This window comes from Marinigracilibium pacificum (assembly GCF_012926615.1).
In the GTDB taxonomy this organism is placed as follows: Bacteria; Bacteroidota; Bacteroidia; order Cytophagales; family Cyclobacteriaceae; genus Mangrovivirga; species Mangrovivirga pacifica.
The window spans coordinates 294,639-312,068 of the sequence record NZ_JABBNU010000002.1 but is presented as its reverse complement, the minus strand read 5'-3'; the positions used below and the strand labels follow the sequence as shown (position 1 = coordinate 312,068).

The 17,430-nt window shown below is 34.1% G+C and carries 15 protein-coding genes; 9 read left to right on the top strand and 6 right to left on the bottom strand.

Going from position 1 to position 17,430, the window contains the following annotated elements:
* The first annotated feature begins 42 nt into the window (after window positions 1-42).
* On the top strand, window positions 43-1,092 hold the full coding sequence (locus HH304_RS03895; protein WP_169678151.1) for an MBL fold metallo-hydrolase: 1,050 nt from the start codon (window positions 43-45) through the stop codon (window positions 1,090-1,092).
* A 30-nt stretch (window positions 1,093-1,122) separates the two neighbouring features.
* Here the strand turns inward: HH304_RS03895 and HH304_RS03890 are convergent, their stop codons facing one another.
* Complete coding sequence (locus tag HH304_RS03890; protein WP_169678150.1) at window positions 1,123-2,649, bottom strand: SulP family inorganic anion transporter; 1,527 nt, start codon at window positions 2,647-2,649, stop codon at window positions 1,123-1,125.
* A gap of 266 nt (window positions 2,650-2,915) precedes the next feature.
* Between HH304_RS03890 and HH304_RS03885 the strand changes: the two genes are divergently transcribed.
* The 3 genes from HH304_RS03885 (at window position 2,916) to HH304_RS03875 (ending at window position 5,602) form a co-directional block, all read left to right on the top strand.
* A complete protein-coding gene (locus HH304_RS03885) occupies window positions 2,916-3,851 on the top strand; it encodes a glutaminase (RefSeq protein ID WP_169678149.1) in 936 nt (311 codons plus the stop codon).
* A gap of 321 nt (window positions 3,852-4,172) precedes the next feature.
* A complete protein-coding gene (locus tag HH304_RS03880; RefSeq protein ID WP_169678148.1) occupies window positions 4,173-4,535 on the top strand; it encodes a hypothetical protein in 363 nt (120 codons plus the stop codon).
* A 110-nt stretch (window positions 4,536-4,645) separates the two neighbouring features.
* On the top strand, window positions 4,646-5,602 hold the full coding sequence (locus HH304_RS03875; RefSeq protein ID WP_169678147.1) for an RDD family protein: 957 nt from the start codon (window positions 4,646-4,648) through the stop codon (window positions 5,600-5,602).
* A gap of 186 nt (window positions 5,603-5,788) precedes the next feature.
* Here HH304_RS03875 and HH304_RS03870 read toward each other — a convergent pair whose 3' ends face one another.
* The 5 genes from HH304_RS03870 to HH304_RS03850 form a co-directional block, all read right to left on the bottom strand.
* On the bottom strand, window positions 5,789-7,027 hold the full coding sequence (locus HH304_RS03870; RefSeq protein WP_169678146.1) for a hypothetical protein: 1,239 nt from the start codon (window positions 7,025-7,027) through the stop codon (window positions 5,789-5,791).
* Complete coding sequence (locus HH304_RS03865) at window positions 7,014-7,988, bottom strand: Kelch repeat-containing protein (RefSeq protein ID WP_169678145.1); 975 nt, start codon at window positions 7,986-7,988, stop codon at window positions 7,014-7,016. The genes HH304_RS03870 and HH304_RS03865 overlap by 14 nt, the downstream gene beginning before the upstream one ends.
* A complete protein-coding gene (locus tag HH304_RS03860) occupies window positions 7,981-9,249 on the bottom strand; it encodes a DUF4270 family protein (protein WP_169678144.1) in 1,269 nt (422 codons plus the stop codon). Before HH304_RS03860 ends, HH304_RS03865 begins: the two co-directional genes overlap by 8 nt.
* Window positions 9,250-9,377: 128 nt before the next feature.
* Complete coding sequence (locus tag HH304_RS03855; RefSeq protein ID WP_169678143.1) at window positions 9,378-10,073, bottom strand: LytR/AlgR family response regulator transcription factor; 696 nt, start codon at window positions 10,071-10,073, stop codon at window positions 9,378-9,380.
* Complete coding sequence (locus tag HH304_RS03850) at window positions 10,070-11,161, bottom strand: sensor histidine kinase (RefSeq protein WP_169678142.1); 1,092 nt, start codon at window positions 11,159-11,161, stop codon at window positions 10,070-10,072. The genes HH304_RS03855 and HH304_RS03850 overlap by 4 nt, the downstream gene beginning before the upstream one ends.
* 192 nt (window positions 11,162-11,353) lie before the next feature.
* Here HH304_RS03850 and HH304_RS03845 point away from each other — a divergent pair, with 192 nt between their 5' ends.
* From HH304_RS03845 to HH304_RS03825, 5 genes are all read left to right on the top strand, one after another.
* A complete protein-coding gene (locus HH304_RS03845) occupies window positions 11,354-11,722 on the top strand; it encodes a hypothetical protein (RefSeq protein WP_169678141.1) in 369 nt (122 codons plus the stop codon).
* Window positions 11,712-14,507 carry an outer membrane beta-barrel protein gene (locus HH304_RS03840; protein WP_169678140.1) on the top strand — a complete coding sequence of 932 codons (2,796 nt, stop codon included), beginning with the start codon at window positions 11,712-11,714 and terminating at the stop codon, window positions 14,505-14,507. Before HH304_RS03845 ends, HH304_RS03840 begins: the two co-directional genes overlap by 11 nt.
* A 67-nt stretch (window positions 14,508-14,574) precedes the next feature.
* A complete protein-coding gene (locus tag HH304_RS03835; RefSeq protein ID WP_169678139.1) occupies window positions 14,575-15,636 on the top strand; it encodes a bestrophin family protein in 1,062 nt (353 codons plus the stop codon).
* 89 nt (window positions 15,637-15,725) lie between these two features.
* The gene (locus HH304_RS03830; RefSeq protein ID WP_169678138.1) at window positions 15,726-17,024 is read left to right on the top strand and encodes a DEAD/DEAH box helicase; all 1,299 of its coding nucleotides are present in this window, start codon (window positions 15,726-15,728) and stop codon (window positions 17,022-17,024) included.
* 114 nt (window positions 17,025-17,138) lie between these two features.
* Window positions 17,139-17,357 (top strand): hypothetical protein, encoded by a 219-nt coding sequence (locus tag HH304_RS03825; RefSeq protein ID WP_169678137.1) that lies wholly within the window; start codon window positions 17,139-17,141, stop codon window positions 17,355-17,357.
* Window positions 17,358-17,430 lie beyond the last annotated feature (73 nt).

Here is a 17,430-nt window from a genome sequence, read left to right as displayed (position 1 = left end):
CTTTCTATCTGAGTAAACCGTTATTGACTAAAAATCAAATCAATGGTAAAGTCTCCGCAATTCGGGAAATCTGTAAGAAAAAAGGACTTAATAAAGTTCAAGAATTCACCTAATTGGGATGGTGAAAAGTTTGTGAATTTGTCTGAAACGACAATGAATATTAATCTTCAAAAACTCCCAGGCCTTTTAAAACAAAACTTCACAAACAAAAAAATCAGGACTCCTGCAATGCCATTAGAGGTTATACCATTTGATAAAAATCATTTTTTAAATATTCAAAATTCTCCAGGATTTGCCTGGTATGGGCATTCAGTACTTTTGATGCGACTAAATGATCAAAACATTCTAATTGACCCAATGTTTGGTGAAGATGCCTCTCCTATTGCTCCCTTTAAAACTAAGCGATTTAGTGAAAATACACTAAACATAATTGACCAGCTCCCAAACTTGGATGCTGTATTTATTACTCATGATCATTATGACCATCTCGATCTTAGAAGTATTAAAAAATTAACAGCTAAAGTAAGCAAATGGTTTGTTGCCTTAGGAGTATCAAGACATTTAGAGAAATGGGGTGTAGACAAAGATAAAATAAAGGAATTTGACTGGTGGGATAGCACTAATTTTAAAGATATAAAAATCACGTTCACACCAAGCAGACATTTTTCAGGTAGAGGGTTGCTTGACAGGGCGAAATCACTTTGGGGTGGATGGGTATTCCAAACAGACAATCACTCTGTGTATTGGAGTGGCGATGGAGGATATGACACTCACTTCAAAGAAGTTAGGAAAAAGTTCGGTTCATTTGATGTCGGTTTTATGGAATGTGGCCAATATAATGAACACTGGCACCAAATACATATGTACCCTGAAGAAGCCATTCAGGCAGCAATTGACTCAAATGTAAAAACAGCCATCCCCGTACATTGGGGTGGATTTGCATTGGCTTTACATAGCTGGAAAGATCCGATAGAAAGATTTGTCTCTCAAGCAAAACAAGATGGAGTAAATATTTACACACCTTCATTAGGTGAGATATTTTCATTTAATGAATTTGATAATCATAATTTATGGTGGGAAACTATATCATAAAAAAAGCCGGAGATTAACTCCGGCTTTTTCTTATACTTTATCAACCACGACTTTATAGGTAGGGTCTTCCATTACATTTACATCTATCAATTTCTCTGCATTGTTTAAAAGCTTTCGACAGTCCTCACTTAAATGCTTAAGGTGAATCACCTTCCCTTCTTTTTGATACCTTTCTGTCAATTTATTTAATGCTTCAATAGCAGACATATCTACAACACGGCTTTCGGCAAAATCAATTATTACCTCCTCAGGATCATTCTTAACATCAAATTTCTCATTAAAAACACTAACAGAGCCAAAAAATAATGGACCGTATATTTCATAATGTTTAATACCGTTTTCATCTACGTGCTTTCTTGCTCGAATTCTCTTCGCATTGTCCCAAGCAAATACAAGCGCTGCGATTATAACACCTATTAAAACAGCTACTGCAAGATCAAACATCAAAACAGTGATAACCACAACCACCATAACTATAACATCTGATGTAGGCATTCTTCTAAATGTTTTTAAACTTGCCCACTCAAATGTTCCAATCGAAACCATTATCATTACACCAGTCAAGGCAGCCATAGGAACCATCTCAATAATACCTGAACCAAACATGATAAACATCAATAGCATTACAGATGCCGTAATACCTGAAAGTCGTGCTCTTGCCCCTGAAGAAATATTAATCAAACTCTGACCAATCATTGCACATCCTCCCATTCCCGAGAACATACCTGAAAGAATATTTGCAGTACCCTGGGCAACAGCTTCTTTATTACCTCTACCACGTGTTTGGGTGATTTCATCGACAATATTAAGAGTCAATAATGATTCTATTAAACCTACTCCAGCAACAACTAATGCATAAGGAAAAATAAGCTTGAGCATTTCCAAATTAAACGGAACATCAGGAATATGGAATGGAGGGAATCCACCATCAATTGAAGCTATATCACCTACTGTTTTTGTATCAATACCTAATACAGAAACTAATCCAAAAATGGCAAGAATTGCAGCCAACGATGAAGGGAAAACCTTAGTCAATTTTGGCAAACCCCAGATTATAAACATTGTTAGCAATACAAGACCCAAATTAAGCATTAAAGGAGTTCCTGTTAACCATTCGCCTGAATCAGCTTTAAACTGACCTAGCTGGGCTTTGAATATTATAATCGCCAGTCCATTAACAAAACCAAAAATCACTGGTTGCGGAACTAGCCTCATGAATTTACCCAACCTAAATACTCCTGCAATCACCTGAATAATACCGGCTAGAATTACAGTAGCAAACACATATTCCGCCCCTTTATCAAGTGCCAGCGCAGCAATTACAGTTGCAACAGCTCCTGTCGCACCAGAAATCATACCCGGCCTACCTCCCAGAATTGAAGTTACCAAACCCATCACAAAAGCGGCATACAAACCAATAAGTGGCGAAAGGTTAGCAATCATCGCAAAGGCAACTGCTTCCGGCACCAAGGCTAAAGCAACTGTTAATCCAGATAGAATTTCTGTCGAATAGTTAACCTTTTGCTTCAGGTCAAATAAATTAAAAATTTTCTTCATTAGAATTATTTTTTAAAAGGCTATAAACCCATACCCGAAAAAAGATGTATTTACCTGCTTCCGAGCCTTTTAAATTTTAAGGGTGCAAAGGTAGCACTATCTGTTTTAAATAACACCGATTGATTTACAAAATGCCCCGAATTAATAGATTTCCAATTATTCAATCTTATAATTGATAAATATTCATTCTTATTCTTCAAAATTTCACTCATTTCAACATTCTCCTTCTCAATGGTTTTCAATTGATAATAAGCTACTTAAATTGCATGAAAGCTTTAGGTATGACATTCGATTATAGAAAGATATTCAGAGAAATAGCAGATGACACAACTGATATGAATGACTTAGGACACGTAGCAGATTATATCCCTGAGCTAAAACATATTAATCCGGAAAAATTTGGTGTGCATTTGACTACTTTAGATAATCATCATTATGATTTTGGTGATGCTAGTGAAAAATTCAGCATTCAAAGTATAGCCAAAGTATTTTCTTTAATCCTTGCTTTTAAAAATGAGGGTGTCAGTATATGGAACAGAGTTGGAGTTGAACCTTCCGGGTCTCCGTTTAATTCCCTGGTTCAATTAGAATATGAAAAAGGAATACCCAGAAACCCTTTTATTAACGCTGGAGCATTAGTAGTATCAGATATATTAATCAGCTATTTGGAAAATCCAAAAGAAGAGTTTCTTTCATTTGTTAGACTATTAGCCAATTCAAATGAAATAAATTATAACAAAAGCGTTGCTGAATCTGAAAAATCTACCGGAGAACGAAACTCAGCTTTAGTCCATTTCATGAAATCATTTGGTAATATCGAAAATGATCCTGATCAAGTTCTGGATTTTTACTTTTATCTATGCTCTGTTGAAATGAACTGCATTGAGTTATCAAGAGCATTTTTGTTTCTGGCGAACCGGGGTACAGATCCGTTAACAAATAATAAGATACTCACTCCCAGTAAAGCAAAAAGAGTAAATGCAATAATGCAAATGTGTGGGTTTTACGATGAAGCTGGAGATTTTGCTTTTAAAGTCGGACTTCCAGGTAAAAGTGGTGTTGGTGGTGGTATTGCAGCAGTCTTACCCGGAGAATACAGTATTGCTGTTTGGAGTCCCCGCTTAAACAGTAAAGGGAACTCGTATAAAGGGATGAAATTTCTGGAAAAATTCACAACAAAAACTAATAGCTCAATTTTTTAATATTAATTTATCTATAAAAAGTTGTATATAAGCTAGACCGAATATAATTTTGAATACGAATTATCAACAGCGACAATTTGGAATTGTATTTGGCATTTTAGATCAAATTATACTTTGTTTACCAGATATTTATGCTTGGAAGTTTATCTAAGATTATAAATCTGATAATAAAGTTTTGGTCTGGCATTAAATTTTGAGCTAAATACAACCCCAGTCATAGATGATATTCCATTTAACAGATTCTTTTATTATTTAATGCAATATAAAAACAGTCAATTGGTATAATTATTGTTATAATATTAAGTGAAATAACTAATAATCATGAAGTCCAAAATATTGCTTTTTATTCTACCAATTTTATTAACGTTAGGATGTTCTAAAGAAGACGAACCTTTACTGATTCGTATAAAAAATATTAGTCAATTTGATTATAAAAATATCACTGTTAACTCAAACACTTTCAACGATTTAAACAGTGGAGAAACATCTGATTATCAAACCTTTGAGGTAGCATACCGATATGCATACGTTGAACTTGAGATTGATGGAGAGGTATTTACAATACAACCAATAGACTTTGTTGGTGAAACTGAATATAAAAATGGTTCGTATACGTATTTAATAGACGCTAACGAATCGACTGAAAGATACAGCAGGCTGTCAATTGATTTGGTTAAAGATTAAAGATTGATCGCTTTGCTAAGGCGGATAAGTTAATTCTTATCCGCTATTTTTTTGTCCAGGCTTACCTATCTCTCAAATAAAGTATATACTCATATACTAAGGACATTAAAATGAAAAACAATCAACTTCCTATTGTACCAATATCATTTATTCTAAGCATTTTAGGTTTAATTGGCACTTTATATCCTTTTTTCTTCCCAATTACCAGTGAAGACTCAAGTATCTTTTCAGGGGCATTATATTGGTTTACACCATATGCTGGTGTCTGGATTTCAAATATGAATATCTTTTTAGTTTCAAATCCTAATGGACCCGGACATTTGAATTTAATGAGCCTTGTCGTGTTTTCTCTATTTATCCTTGCCTCAATTCTATATACAAATTCTAACGGTTCTAGATCAAATCTACTTCGAATTTGTTATTCGATTATTTTGTTAACAGCAAGTTTTGGATTGTTATATGGTGTCTTAAACTTAATATTTTTCAAAAGTGAAAACACCTCAGCTTACAATTGGGGGATAATACCTCACTTTATAAAAAATATAATATTTACGACTTTATCTTATAAAATCATAAAACAATTAAGTGTTGATAAAAGTGAGAATATTTTATCTAAAGCAGATCAAATGCCTGTAAGCAGAGGCATGCGTTTTTCTCATCATATTATCGATTCATTGATTAGCTTTTTGTATGTAGCTGTCACCTTACATGATATATTGGTATATAGATTATTTTATGAATACTTATCTCATCTCGATGAATTCGCCTTCAATATTTCTGTATATTTCGCATTTTTATTCTATTACATTTTCTTTGAAAGTATATTCCAGGCAACTCCTGGTAAATTTGCAACAGGCTCTAGAGTTATTTCCAAAGGTGATAAGCCAGGTGTATGGCGGGTTATTGGTAGAACATTCACAAGATTAATTCCTTTTGATGCAATTTCATTTTTAGGTGAAGAAGGATGGCACGATAAATGGTCAAAGACTTCAGTAGTTAAAGAAGGAAGAGTTGCAGAACAAGATGAAAAAATCACATTTCAAGGATCTGGTTTAATTGATGCTTAAAAACATTGGTTGCAACATACTGGGATCATGTTGCTATCGTTATAATGTTGGTAATTGAATTTACTTTTAATGCATCAGTTCTCATTATTAATTAAAGCATGAGGTATTTTATCTCATGCTTTTTTTTTATTATAAGTCGCCAGCTTCTACCTTTAGCTTAGAACTAATCAATTATTTACCAATTAATCAGTAATATCTTGTCTTCATCCACCTACCTTTAAATGAAATAGATAGACCTAATTCATGTACAGACTCCTGCACTAACCCCTTTGTAGTTGTGCCATTAATTGCTCTGTTATAATAAAAATCAAATATTGCATTATTGACAGGTATACTTATTCCTGCGCTTACTCCATAATCAACAAACGAAACACCCTCAATTATCAAATGACTTTGATTTATATATCCTCCTGCCGAATACCTGATCTTATGAAAAAAAGTATCTGGATTTAAGGTTGGTAAGTAGCTAATCCCGATTGAATACCGATAAGAATCTCTTAAACTAATTTCAGGATAACTGGAAGATACATTCTCCCACCCCATCTTCATGACATCCAAACCAACAATTAATAATTCATTCTGATATGAAAGTCCAATTCCAATTTGTTCTGGGATTGTCAAGCTAGTATATGATTCCCCCCTATCAAAAGTATACTCATCGATCTCATCGCTTAATTCAGTAATATTTGTCCCTTTCAACTCAACCTTCGTTTCGTAAATCGCACCAAAGTTTAATGCAGACTTTTCAAACTGATATTGGTAATTCATTGAAATATCAAAGTTAAGCCGATTAACAGTTGTACGACTATCAAGCGTAAATAGAGCGTAACCTGCCTCATTCATATATTTTTCCTCCTGTGATAGACTACCAAAAATATATCCCAATCTACCACCTAAAGTAAGACCTTTAAATACTTCATAGCTCATAGCAAGATAAGCTTTAGAAAACCCACCAGAACCAACATAATTCAAATCATATCGATCTCCATTCCCTAACTGAACATCTTTTTCCATAACATCATAGCCCATTAAACTAATTGGAGTTATCCCAACCATTCCAGTCCATTTTGAATTAAATCGAGTCCAAAAATTCACATAAGCCAAACCACCATCTGTCAGTGAACCACTAATTTCTTCAGATTTAAGCTCTCGGTTATTTATATAAAAACCTATATCAAATTGGTTCTGAAAACTTTCTCCACCGAGGTAGGTATTAGCTGCAGGATTATCAAGATTTACATGATATTTACTTGTAACGCCTATTGATGTACCACCCATACTTTTAAAATAACTCGTAGATGGATACTTTATTTCTCCAATCCCAAATCCAGAATAAACAGAGGATCGATATTGCTGACCATGTGCCACAAAAGCACATAGCCAACAAATAAAACAAACAAATAGAGATCGATTAATCTTCATCATTATACTCTTCGAAAGGAATAAACTCCCAGATATCATCAAATCGAAGACTACTGTTTCTACCGAGTCCTACGAAAGATCTTCCTTTAACAGTAAAACCTATAGCTCCCTGCCTTTCAACACCCTCAAATGAAGTTTTCTCTTTCCAGGTATCATCAATGGGATTGTATTCATAAGTAGATTTTAGATTAGCTCCATTATTACCGGTAGTTAGATATCCATAACCATTCAGAGCAAAAGCAACACCATTTTCTCTTACTTTACTATAGTCTTCATCTTCGTATAGGTCTGCTAGCTCAAACCAGTCGACAGACTCGGGGTTGTATTGCCAAAAATCAGATTCAAGAATCCCATTATTTGATCCGGTAACAATATAGGCATTTCCATCAATGACAAAAGAATTGGCAGCCATCCTTTTTTCACCTTTGATACTGATGATTTGATCCCAAGAATCATTAGTTGGATTATATTTCCAGAAATCCTTAAGATAATTACCATTGTATCCAGCCCCCACATACCCATTATCACCAAGGGAATAGGCAACAGATTCATATCTTGGCCCACCACCAAAATCTGCTATTCTTGACCATGAATCTGCATCTACATCATAAACATAAAAATCAGATAATTCGCCTTCTTCATTATATCCAGTTCCCACATAACCCTTATTACCAATAGAAAAAGCTACAGCACTAGTACGTGCCTGACCCGGAAAGTCTGCTATTCGTTTCCAGAAATTCAAATCGGGGTCGTACACCCAAAAATCAATCAGAAAATTATCTCCATCAAAACCCAAACCAACAAATGCCTTGTCTTCCACAGTAAATACTACCGGATTTGATCTCCCAACCCCTTCAAATGAACTTTTTCGTATCCAGTTACCTTCTTCACTAGTGGAATCATCAATTACATCATCACAAGCAAATAATATCATTGCTAGCAGTAAAAAATAAAATTTATTCATATCTCAACCTTATTATATTTATTGTTAAAAAAGATTTGTAATTATTGTTCTTATTATCTCCAATCACTAAATATTCAGGATATCCCCTTCTTGCTGTTGGATAATATTTAAGCAAAAAGGAATAATGCTCAGTTGGGTTTTTCATCAAATAATTCACATGGTCAGTCACATCAATCTTATAGACCTTCTCGCCTATATACTCATCATCACCTGTCAACGGTATAATGACTTCTGTCTGTGACAAAAGCTCATTTTTCTCATTAACAGGTAACATTCTTAACTCAGGAAGTACTTCATCTATATCTTCCAGATCTTGCCAGCATGGAGCTATTGTTAGGTAGGCACTTTCAATAAATAGTGTAGAATCATCATCATTCAACATCTCGATATTTGGAAAATCAATTATTGAATAAAGGCCACTACCATTATGTAGTATTGCTCGATCTCCCAATTGAGATGAGGACAAAATATCCCCTTCGGATTTCAAATTGGAAATTACTAAATCAGAATATTCACTTTTTATGGAATTAAATTTAGAAACACCTGAATTGACAAAACTTATATATTTTTCATCAGCCTCAGGCTCATCATCTTCATAAGAATAATATAATCTAAGTTCAATATTTGAGTTAAACCCTAAGACAAATTGCACATCAGTGTCTAGTTCACCTTTTAAGCCATAAAGGTTTTCACTTTCATAAAGTTGTTCTTCAACAAGCTTATTAAAAAAGCTATGACCAAATTCATCAATCAACCTTAAAGAGTAGGTAGAATCAAACTCAGTTGGATAACTTAGTTTCACTCGTCCAATTTGCACTGGGTTAGTAGAAAAAGTATCGATATTATACAGGCTGGAATAATCTTCACGAGGAGAAATTTCTTCAATTACCTCATAAAAATTCAAATAGGTTGAACCACTTAACTCTCCATGGTAATACCCATCTGAAAACAAGAAAATTAGTGCCGAATCAAACTTCAATTTATTGCTAGCATCCGGAATTTCTGTCGTCCCGAGGCTTAATTGAGTATAAAAAGAATAGGTATGCTTACCAGTAAATTCTTCATCTTTAATTCCAGCATAAAAAGATGAATCGCCATTAGTTAGCACTTCATCAAATTTTACCGTTCCAATTTCTACGCTTACTGTATCCCAGGTCTCTGCGACAAGAGCAGAACCAGAGAATAAATTTTCTCCAAGACTTAATGAATCATTACAAGATGTTAAGACAATAAAAAATAAGATTATTATGTAAAATCGCATCGCTAAATAATTTTTGATGACACAATGTTGAGCTTTCAACAGGCCATCAAAAAAAATATTCAACAAACGGATAGAATTCCTCTATTAAAGATTAGACATTATTATTTGTTAACAATTTCTGTTAACATTTATTTAAATAGCTTAGATACTACAATTTCTTTGTAAGATTTTCCTATCGGAATGTACTCACCTTCAACAACTAATCTGTTACCATCAAGAGTAGTAACTCTATCGCTATTAACAATAAATGACTTATGAACACGGATAAACTTATTTTGAGGTAATATGCTTTCAATGTTTTTCAAAGATTCAAGCGCCATTAGTTTTTTATCGGAGAAATGATATCTGACATACTCTTTCATTCCTTCGATATAGATAATTTCCTCAGCTTTAATCCGATACATTTTATGGTCTGCTTTTATATTTAAATAAACCTCAGCTAAAGTATTCGCTACTTTAGCGGGTTTTATTTGATCGACTGCCTTATTTATAGCTTGAAGAAAGCGTTCGAATCTTATCGGCTTTAATAAGTAATCAGTTACATCAAGATTATATCCTTCAAGTGCATACTCAGAATAAGCTGTTGTAAATATGATTTTGCAATTAATACTTTTAATAACCTTTACTAAATCAAGTCCGGAGAGTTGAGGCATTTGTATATCCAGTAATATGATATCAACTTTATTCTCCTTAATAAAATCAAGGGCATCTAATGGATTTTTGAAAGAACCCAAGGAATTTAAACCAGGAACTTTAGATACATAATCTTCTAATAATTTCCTGGCATGTTGTTCATCATCAATTATAATGGTATTTACACTCATATTTTAATGTCCAAATTAACAGAAAAGGAAGTATCAGAATCATTAATTTCCAGTTTATGGCTATTTGGATATAAAAGATTAAGCCTTTCTTTTACATTTCTAATTCCAATTCCACTCGCTTTATCTTTATTTAATTGAGTTGAAGGCTTACTGTTTATAATAGAAAATTGAATTTCATTATCAGTAGATATAAGCCTTATATCCACAACTCCATTATCCTGATGAATATTACCATGTTTAAAAGCATTTTCGATAAAAGGTATAAATAACATTGGCTCTATTAATAATTCATTATTCTTAATATTTGAATAAAACCCAATATTTTGAAATTCATCATCTTTTAATCGCTGAAAATCAACATAATTTTGAATATACTCAACCTCCTTATTTATCCGAACCCTATCCTCAACAGTTTCATATAAAACATATCTTAACATTTCAGATAGCTTCAAAATCATCTCTGGTGTGGTCTGTTCATTAGTTACCGACATCGAATAAATATTATTTAGAGCATTGAATAAAAAGTGCGGATTAATCTGTGATTTCAACAGTTTCAACTCATTTGACAACTGCTCATTCTTTTGTTTCTGAATAATCTTCTCTCTTTCTCTGGCTTGTTGAACAATCCAAATAATTGTACTTACAAACAATACAGCCAGATAAACAAGAAGCTTAACTACCAACCGTGGATTTAAAAATGGTCTGAAATTATTCATTTGTCCATCAGGTCTAAAACCAGGTCTCCGACCCCCTCTTTGAGGAAAATTTTCCTTTGGAATATCTGGAAAGTGCCTTTCTGTGAATAATAACTCCTGAAAAGCTTCACTCATTAAAAAGGCAATTGCAAATAAAACGATAACACCAATTATATATGCCAGGTATTTATTCTTCTTCATGAACTTTGGAAGTAAAAAATACAGGTTAGCATAAAATAAAAATGCATAGATAAATACTGATGATCCGGCAATCTTAAATGCATGAAGTGTATTATTCCCGAAATTATAGATCCAGTTGAATATCAACATTCCAAGAGTGATCCAGATAATCAAATGAATCCAAATTATCCCAACTTTTTTTAAATCTTTCACATTCAAATATACCCTTTCCAAGAATATCACCCATTTTTTTTCAACCAACTAACCAATTTCATCAATGAATAAAACTCAATGGGAACGCTTTAAATCAAAGTAATTTTATGTTGATGAATTCATTCTGTTGGTTGAATTTATTTTTTACCATGAATTGAAAGTAACATCTTGTATCAGGTAAAATTAATAGTTATGAGAAAAATAGTTTATAGCACCTTATTCGTATTAATGCTGTCGTCACTGACAGCTATAAATGCTCAAAGACCTGATGTTAGTAAGAGAATACAGGAAGAACTTGTTGAGGTAAAAAATACAGTTTCAGATCTTAATCCTGATCAAATTTTAATACTTGATCAAATATATCAAGAGTTTGAGTCCTCTATAAAATCTACAATCCAGGAAAGAAATCGTGAAAAAATGATGGCAATCAGGGATGAAAAAGATGAAGCGATAAAAGATTTATTCACTCAGGAACAATATGCTCAATATCAGGAATTTCTTGAAAACCGACGCAAAAACTCACCAAGAGGCAATCGACAAAAGGAAAATCATGAAAATTAAACTCATTTTAGGAATCTTCTTCTCATTCGTTTATATATCCAATGCACAGCAGTACAATGTCACTGCTGTGCTTATATCGCAAGACTCAAATGAAAAAATAATTGGTGCAACGGCAAAACTTTCATCAGTTAAAGATTCTACAGACACATATTTTGCAATTTCAAATGAAGATGGAATTCTGAATCTAAAGCCAAAAACAACAGGTTTTTACAAAATCAAAATAAGGAGTGTCGGGTTCAAAAATTACGAAAAAATTATTCGGGTCAATAACCTAGTAACCGACCTTGGTGACTTAATATTCGAAGTAGATGTCACTAAACTTAATGAAGTGGTTGTAACCGAGAAAGTCATCCCGGTTGAGCAGCACGGGGATACTACATCGATGAATGCTGCAGCTTATAAAACAAACCCAGATGCAACAGCACAAGATCTGCTTTCAAAAATGCCTGGGATTATCACTACAAACGGAAAAGTACAAGCACAGGGTGAAGATGTAAAAAAGATATTAGTTGATGGAAAGGAGTTTTTTAGCAATGATCCACAATTAGCATTGAATTCAATTCCAGCTGAGGTAATTCAGAAAATTGAAGTTTTTGACCAACAAAGTGAGCAATCAAGGTTTTCCGGATTTGATGATGGCAATACAACCAAAACAATCAATATTGTAACTAAACCTGAAACACGAAATGGGCAATTTGGTAGAATTTATGGGGGAATTGGAACAGATGAGCGATATTCATCAGGAGGAAGTATAAATTTCTTCAATGAAGATCAGAGAATATCCATGCTAGGAATGACTAACAATACTAATAACCAGAATTTTTCCTCTGAAGATCTTTTGGGAGTTTCCAGCGGATCAGCAGGAAGAAGAAGAGGCCCTCCTGGCGGCGGTATAAGTGGAAGACCAATGGGAGGTAGTGCCGCAGATAATTTTGTAACTGACCAAAATGATGGCATCTCTAAAACCCAGTCATTCGGGATAAATTTTGACGATGAAATTAATGATAAGCTAAAAGTCAATGGCAGTTATTTCTATAACAGAAAAAATAACCTGACAACTCAATTTTTAAATAGGGAAACATTCATCACACCTGATTCCAGCCAGTTTTTCGATGAAGACTATATCTCTGAGAGCATAAACAATAACCATAGGGTTACAATGCGGATAGAATATAGTATTGATGATAAAAATTCAATCATCTTTACTCCCAGATTAAACTATCAGGACAATAAATCTACTTTAAACACACTGGGAAACACATTCCTTTCCGAAAATGAACAGATTAATAATTCATTGACGAATAATTCAAATGATCAATCAGGTTATTCATTAGCAGGAAACCTACTTTTCAGACACCGCTTTGAAAAACGAGGGAGAACAATTTCTTTAAATATAAATAGTCAATTCAATGACCAGAATGGGAATAATTACCAACAGTCAGTAAATACTTACTTCTTAAACAATAAAGCTGATTCACTCAATCTATTTTATGACAATCAAACACGAGGCAAAACAATCGGAACTCGAATAGATTATACAGAGCCTATTGCCAGTAAAGCGCTTCTTCAATTCGGATATGAATATTCGAACACCTGGAGCAATTCAGACAAGTCTACTTTCGACTATGATTTTGAGGCAGAGCAAATAAATGAATTTGACACTTTACTTTCATCAGTATTTGAAAGTAAATATCAAATACATAGACCTACTGCAGGAATAATGGTCCGGGGTAAAAAATTGATGATGAGGGCAGGAATATCCTACCAACATGTTCAATTAACCAGTACTCAACATTTTCCGGTAGAAGCAAATGTAGATCGCTCTTTCAAAAATATCTTACCGGGATTAATGATGCGGTACAAGATATCAGACACTAAAAATTTACGTGTATTTTATCGAGCGATGACTGATGCTCCTTCAGTTTCTCAATTGCAAGATGTTATTGATATAAGTGACCCATTATTTTTATCTACTGGAAATCCAAATCTTGACCAAAGTGTTACTCATATGGCTGCAACAAGGTTTTCGATTGTTAATCCTGAAAAATCAACAAACTTTTTTGTGATGGGTATGATTAGAAATACTGCAGATTATATTTCAAATGCTACCTATATCGCCAGACAAGATTCAGTTATCAATGAGGAAGTAACTATAAATAGAGGTTCTCAAATTTCACTTCCTGTAAATTTAAATGGATACTGGAATGCCAGGGTATTCAGTTCATATGGTTTGCCTTTGAAATCAATAAGCTCTAATTTAAATCTTAATGCAGGCCTAACCTATTCTCATACCCCCGGCATTACTAACGGACTTGATAATGATGTTAAATCTTTAAATGTCAATGGAGGCTTTACTTTGGCAAGTAACATTAGTGAATACGTGGATTTCACACTTTCCTACCGAGCTGATATAAACTCCGTAGGTTATAGTCTTCAATCAGCTAGCGACGATGATTATTTATCACAAACAGTTACTGGTAAAGTCAACCTGATATTTGGTAAAGGCTTTGTGTTCAGGTCAGATTTGAGTTTCATCAACTACTCCGGTTACTATAGCGAGGAACTAAATCAGGCATATGCTATCTGGAATGCAAGTATTGCCAAAAAATTCCTGAAAGATGATGCAGGTGAAATATCATTATCAGTTTTCGACATTCTAAAGAACAATGTCGGAATTTCAAGAGATAATCAGCCAGGGTATTATCAGGAAACATTAACTAATGCCTTACAACAGTATTTTTTACTAAGCTTCAGTTATAAAATTAAAAACTTTAGAGAAGGTTGATATGCTTATACTAATGGTCTGGTAAGCTTTTTATCATTAAATTATAGAAAACATATACCAGACCACTATGTACACCCGTAAGAGGTACTCAATAAAAAATATGATATTATGGACAAGAGTAGAGACTATTGTTCTAATATTCATCGCACTTTTACCTACCGTTTTATATAAAGTATTTGGTTTTACCTGGCTTCATCTTCCTTGGCTTCCTATAGCATTAATTGGTACTGCAGTAGCATTTATTATAAGCTTTCAAAACAACGTTGCGTACGATCGCCTTTGGGAAGCTAGAAAGATCTGGGGAGGAATTGTTAATGTTTCGCGCTTTTGGGCAGTCATGGTAATGGACAATATAAATAATGATGAAGCTGATATACCTAAATCTGAAGAAGAACTTTATAATGAAAAAAAGACGTTCATTTATCGGCACATTGCCTGGATGGCAGCTTTACGGCATGCGATGAGACAATTAAAACCCTGGGAAAGTTTACTTGATGATATGACCAATCGTGAGTGGCATGCAAACATAGTGATTCCCGAGCGTGATATTTCACTGGAAGAAGAACTTTCAAGTTTAATTAGCGAAGAAGAACAAAAATATGTACTTGAAAGGGCAAATAAGGCAACGGCTATACTTTCATTGCAATCCCGGCATTTGGACCAACTTAAGAAAAGTAAGCACCTCTGGAAGTTTACCTTTCTGGAAATGGAAAATATAATTAAAGATCTTTTTGATCTACAAGGTAAATCGGAGCGGATAAAAAACTTCCCTTACCCACGCCAATACGCTACCCTAAACAGCTTGTTTTTGTGGATATTTATTATTCTTCTTCCGTTTGGAGTTATCCCCGAATTCACAGCCATAGGTCAAAAAATAATAGCCAATTTCCCTACAATAGGCGATTATTTCGTTTGGGCATCTATCCCTTTCATCGTTATTATATCCTGGGTATTTCATACGATGGAACGCATAGGCCGGGTTTCTGAAAATCCTTTTGAAGGATCTCCAAATGATGTGCCAATATCGACAATAGCCAGAGGAATAGAAATAGACTTGAGGCAGATGTTAGCTGAAGGTCCAGACAGAATCCCTAAACCATATCCATCAAAATATGATGTCCAAATGTAACATCTAACCTGTTACTCTACAATTAGATTAAATGCCTTTTCTAATTATACCAATAAATTAGGCTAACTTTGCAGCCTAAATAGATATTTATGACATTTAATGATTTAGGGCTTAATCAGTCTATTCTACATGCTTTAAACAAACAAGGATATACTAAGCCTACTCCCATCCAGGAACAAGCCATTCCGATATTATTACAAGGAAAAGACTTACTAGGATGTGCACAAACTGGCACAGGTAAAACTGCTGCTTTTACAATTCCGATACTTCAGCATCTTGAAAATAAACTTTCATCAATAAAAGGTAAAAGAAAAATCAGGGCTTTAGTGGTTACGCCAACTAGAGAACTGGCTTTACAAATAGGTGATAGTATTGAAGCTTATGGAGAATTTACTCATCTCCAACACACAGTTATATTTGGAGGTGTAAAGCAAGGTTCTCAAACAAAGGCTCTTCACAATGGAGTTGACATTCTGGTAGCCACCCCAGGCAGACTTCTTGATTTAATGGGCCAGGGATATATTTCTCTTGATCATATTGAATATTTTGTACTTGATGAAGCTGATCAGATGCTTGACATGGGATTTATCCATGATATAAAGAAGGTTATTCGCAAACTTCCGCAAAAGAGACAATCGCTATTCTTTTCAGCCACCATGGCTCCGGCTATAGTTGAACTTTCACAACAGATCCTTGGTGAACCCGAACAAGTAACCATCAGACCAGAAAAGCCAACTGCTGATAAAGTTGCTCAGAAAGTATATCATGTTAGTACACGCAATAAAAACAATCTATTGCTCCACATACTAAATGAACGACCTAAAGAGTCTACTTTAATTTTCTCACGGACCAAGCATGGTGCGAACAAAATAGTTAAAAAGCTTAATCAAAATGGCATTGAATCTGATGCTATTCACGGAAACAAATCCCAGGCAGCACGACAAAATGCTTTGAATAAATTTAAGAAGGGGGAATCCTGGGTACTTGTGGCCACAGACATTGCTGCCAGGGGAATTGATGTTGACGGACTTGAACTGGTAATCAATTATGACTTACCGAATGTACCAGAAACATATGTGCATAGAATTGGACGAACAGGTAGAGCTAATAAAGCAGGTATCGCATTATCGTTTTGTGATCGTGATGAAATTCCTTACCTGAAGGATATTCAAAAACTAATAAAACAATCAATTCCTGAAGTCGAAGGACACCCATTTGAACGTCCCGAAGAAGAAAGTGTTGAAAAACCTAAAAAGCAACCAGCTAATTCTTCGAAACGAAATTTTAGTAAGAGGCACGAACATCATAATAAAGAAAAAAATCAGAGGAATTTCAGAAGGAAAAAGCACCATAAAGGAGGTAACCCTTCTGAGAAGAAAAAAAGGTGATTTTTATCTAATTGATTCTCATTAGGTTGTAATCTTTTCGACGAATGAACCTAAGATTTCAGGTTACCAATACCGATCAGAAAAGATAAAAATGTAGAATCAAAAAGATCGTGTATGTATTCTTTAGCTGACAGACCAAGAATTGAAACAGTGAACAAAATTGTTCAGTATGTTCAGGCCACGGACCTCAATAAAGGAATGGAGATTGTTAACATCGGAACCATTCAAGCAATTGAAGAATGCCTGAATAACGTCAAGATAACCTTGATTAACAGCAAGTTAGACACTAGCGAGGTTTACTTTTCAAAGTTTGATCGAGTGATGGTAGAGTAGAAATTTTATTGATAACAAATGAAAAGGTATACATTTTAAAATGTATACCTTTTTAATTTCTATATCCCCGTTA

What these genes read in the sequence shown, in the direction of transcription:
- HH304_RS03890 (WP_169678150.1), bottom strand. Translation starts at nt 2,649, where the DNA reads ATGAAGAAAATTTTTAATTTATTTGACCTGAAGCAAAAGGTTAACTAT.
- HH304_RS03860 (WP_169678144.1), bottom strand. Translation starts at nt 9,249, where the DNA reads ATGCGATTTTACATAATAATCTTATTTTTTATTGTCTTAACATCTTGT.
- HH304_RS03870 (WP_169678146.1), bottom strand. Translation starts at nt 7,027, where the DNA reads ATGATGAAGATTAATCGATCTCTATTTGTTTGTTTTATTTGTTGGCTA.
- HH304_RS03835 (WP_169678139.1), top strand. Translation starts at nt 14,575, where the DNA reads ATGTACACCCGTAAGAGGTACTCAATAAAAAATATGATATTATGGACA.
- HH304_RS03875 (WP_169678147.1), top strand. Translation starts at nt 4,646, where the DNA reads ATGAAAAACAATCAACTTCCTATTGTACCAATATCATTTATTCTAAGC.
- HH304_RS03865 (WP_169678145.1), bottom strand. Translation starts at nt 7,988, where the DNA reads ATGAATAAATTTTATTTTTTACTGCTAGCAATGATATTATTTGCTTGT.
- HH304_RS03845 (WP_169678141.1), top strand. Translation starts at nt 11,354, where the DNA reads ATGAGAAAAATAGTTTATAGCACCTTATTCGTATTAATGCTGTCGTCA.
- HH304_RS03825 (WP_169678137.1), top strand. Translation starts at nt 17,139, where the DNA reads ATGTATTCTTTAGCTGACAGACCAAGAATTGAAACAGTGAACAAAATT.
- HH304_RS03840 (WP_169678140.1), top strand. Translation starts at nt 11,712, where the DNA reads ATGAAAATTAAACTCATTTTAGGAATCTTCTTCTCATTCGTTTATATA.
- HH304_RS03885 (WP_169678149.1), top strand. Translation starts at nt 2,916, where the DNA reads ATGAAAGCTTTAGGTATGACATTCGATTATAGAAAGATATTCAGAGAA.
- HH304_RS03880 (WP_169678148.1), top strand. Translation starts at nt 4,173, where the DNA reads ATGAAGTCCAAAATATTGCTTTTTATTCTACCAATTTTATTAACGTTA.
- HH304_RS03855 (WP_169678143.1), bottom strand. Translation starts at nt 10,073, where the DNA reads ATGAGTGTAAATACCATTATAATTGATGATGAACAACATGCCAGGAAA.
- HH304_RS03895 (WP_169678151.1), top strand. Translation starts at nt 43, where the DNA reads ATGGTAAAGTCTCCGCAATTCGGGAAATCTGTAAGAAAAAAGGACTTA.
- HH304_RS03830 (WP_169678138.1), top strand. Translation starts at nt 15,726, where the DNA reads ATGACATTTAATGATTTAGGGCTTAATCAGTCTATTCTACATGCTTTA.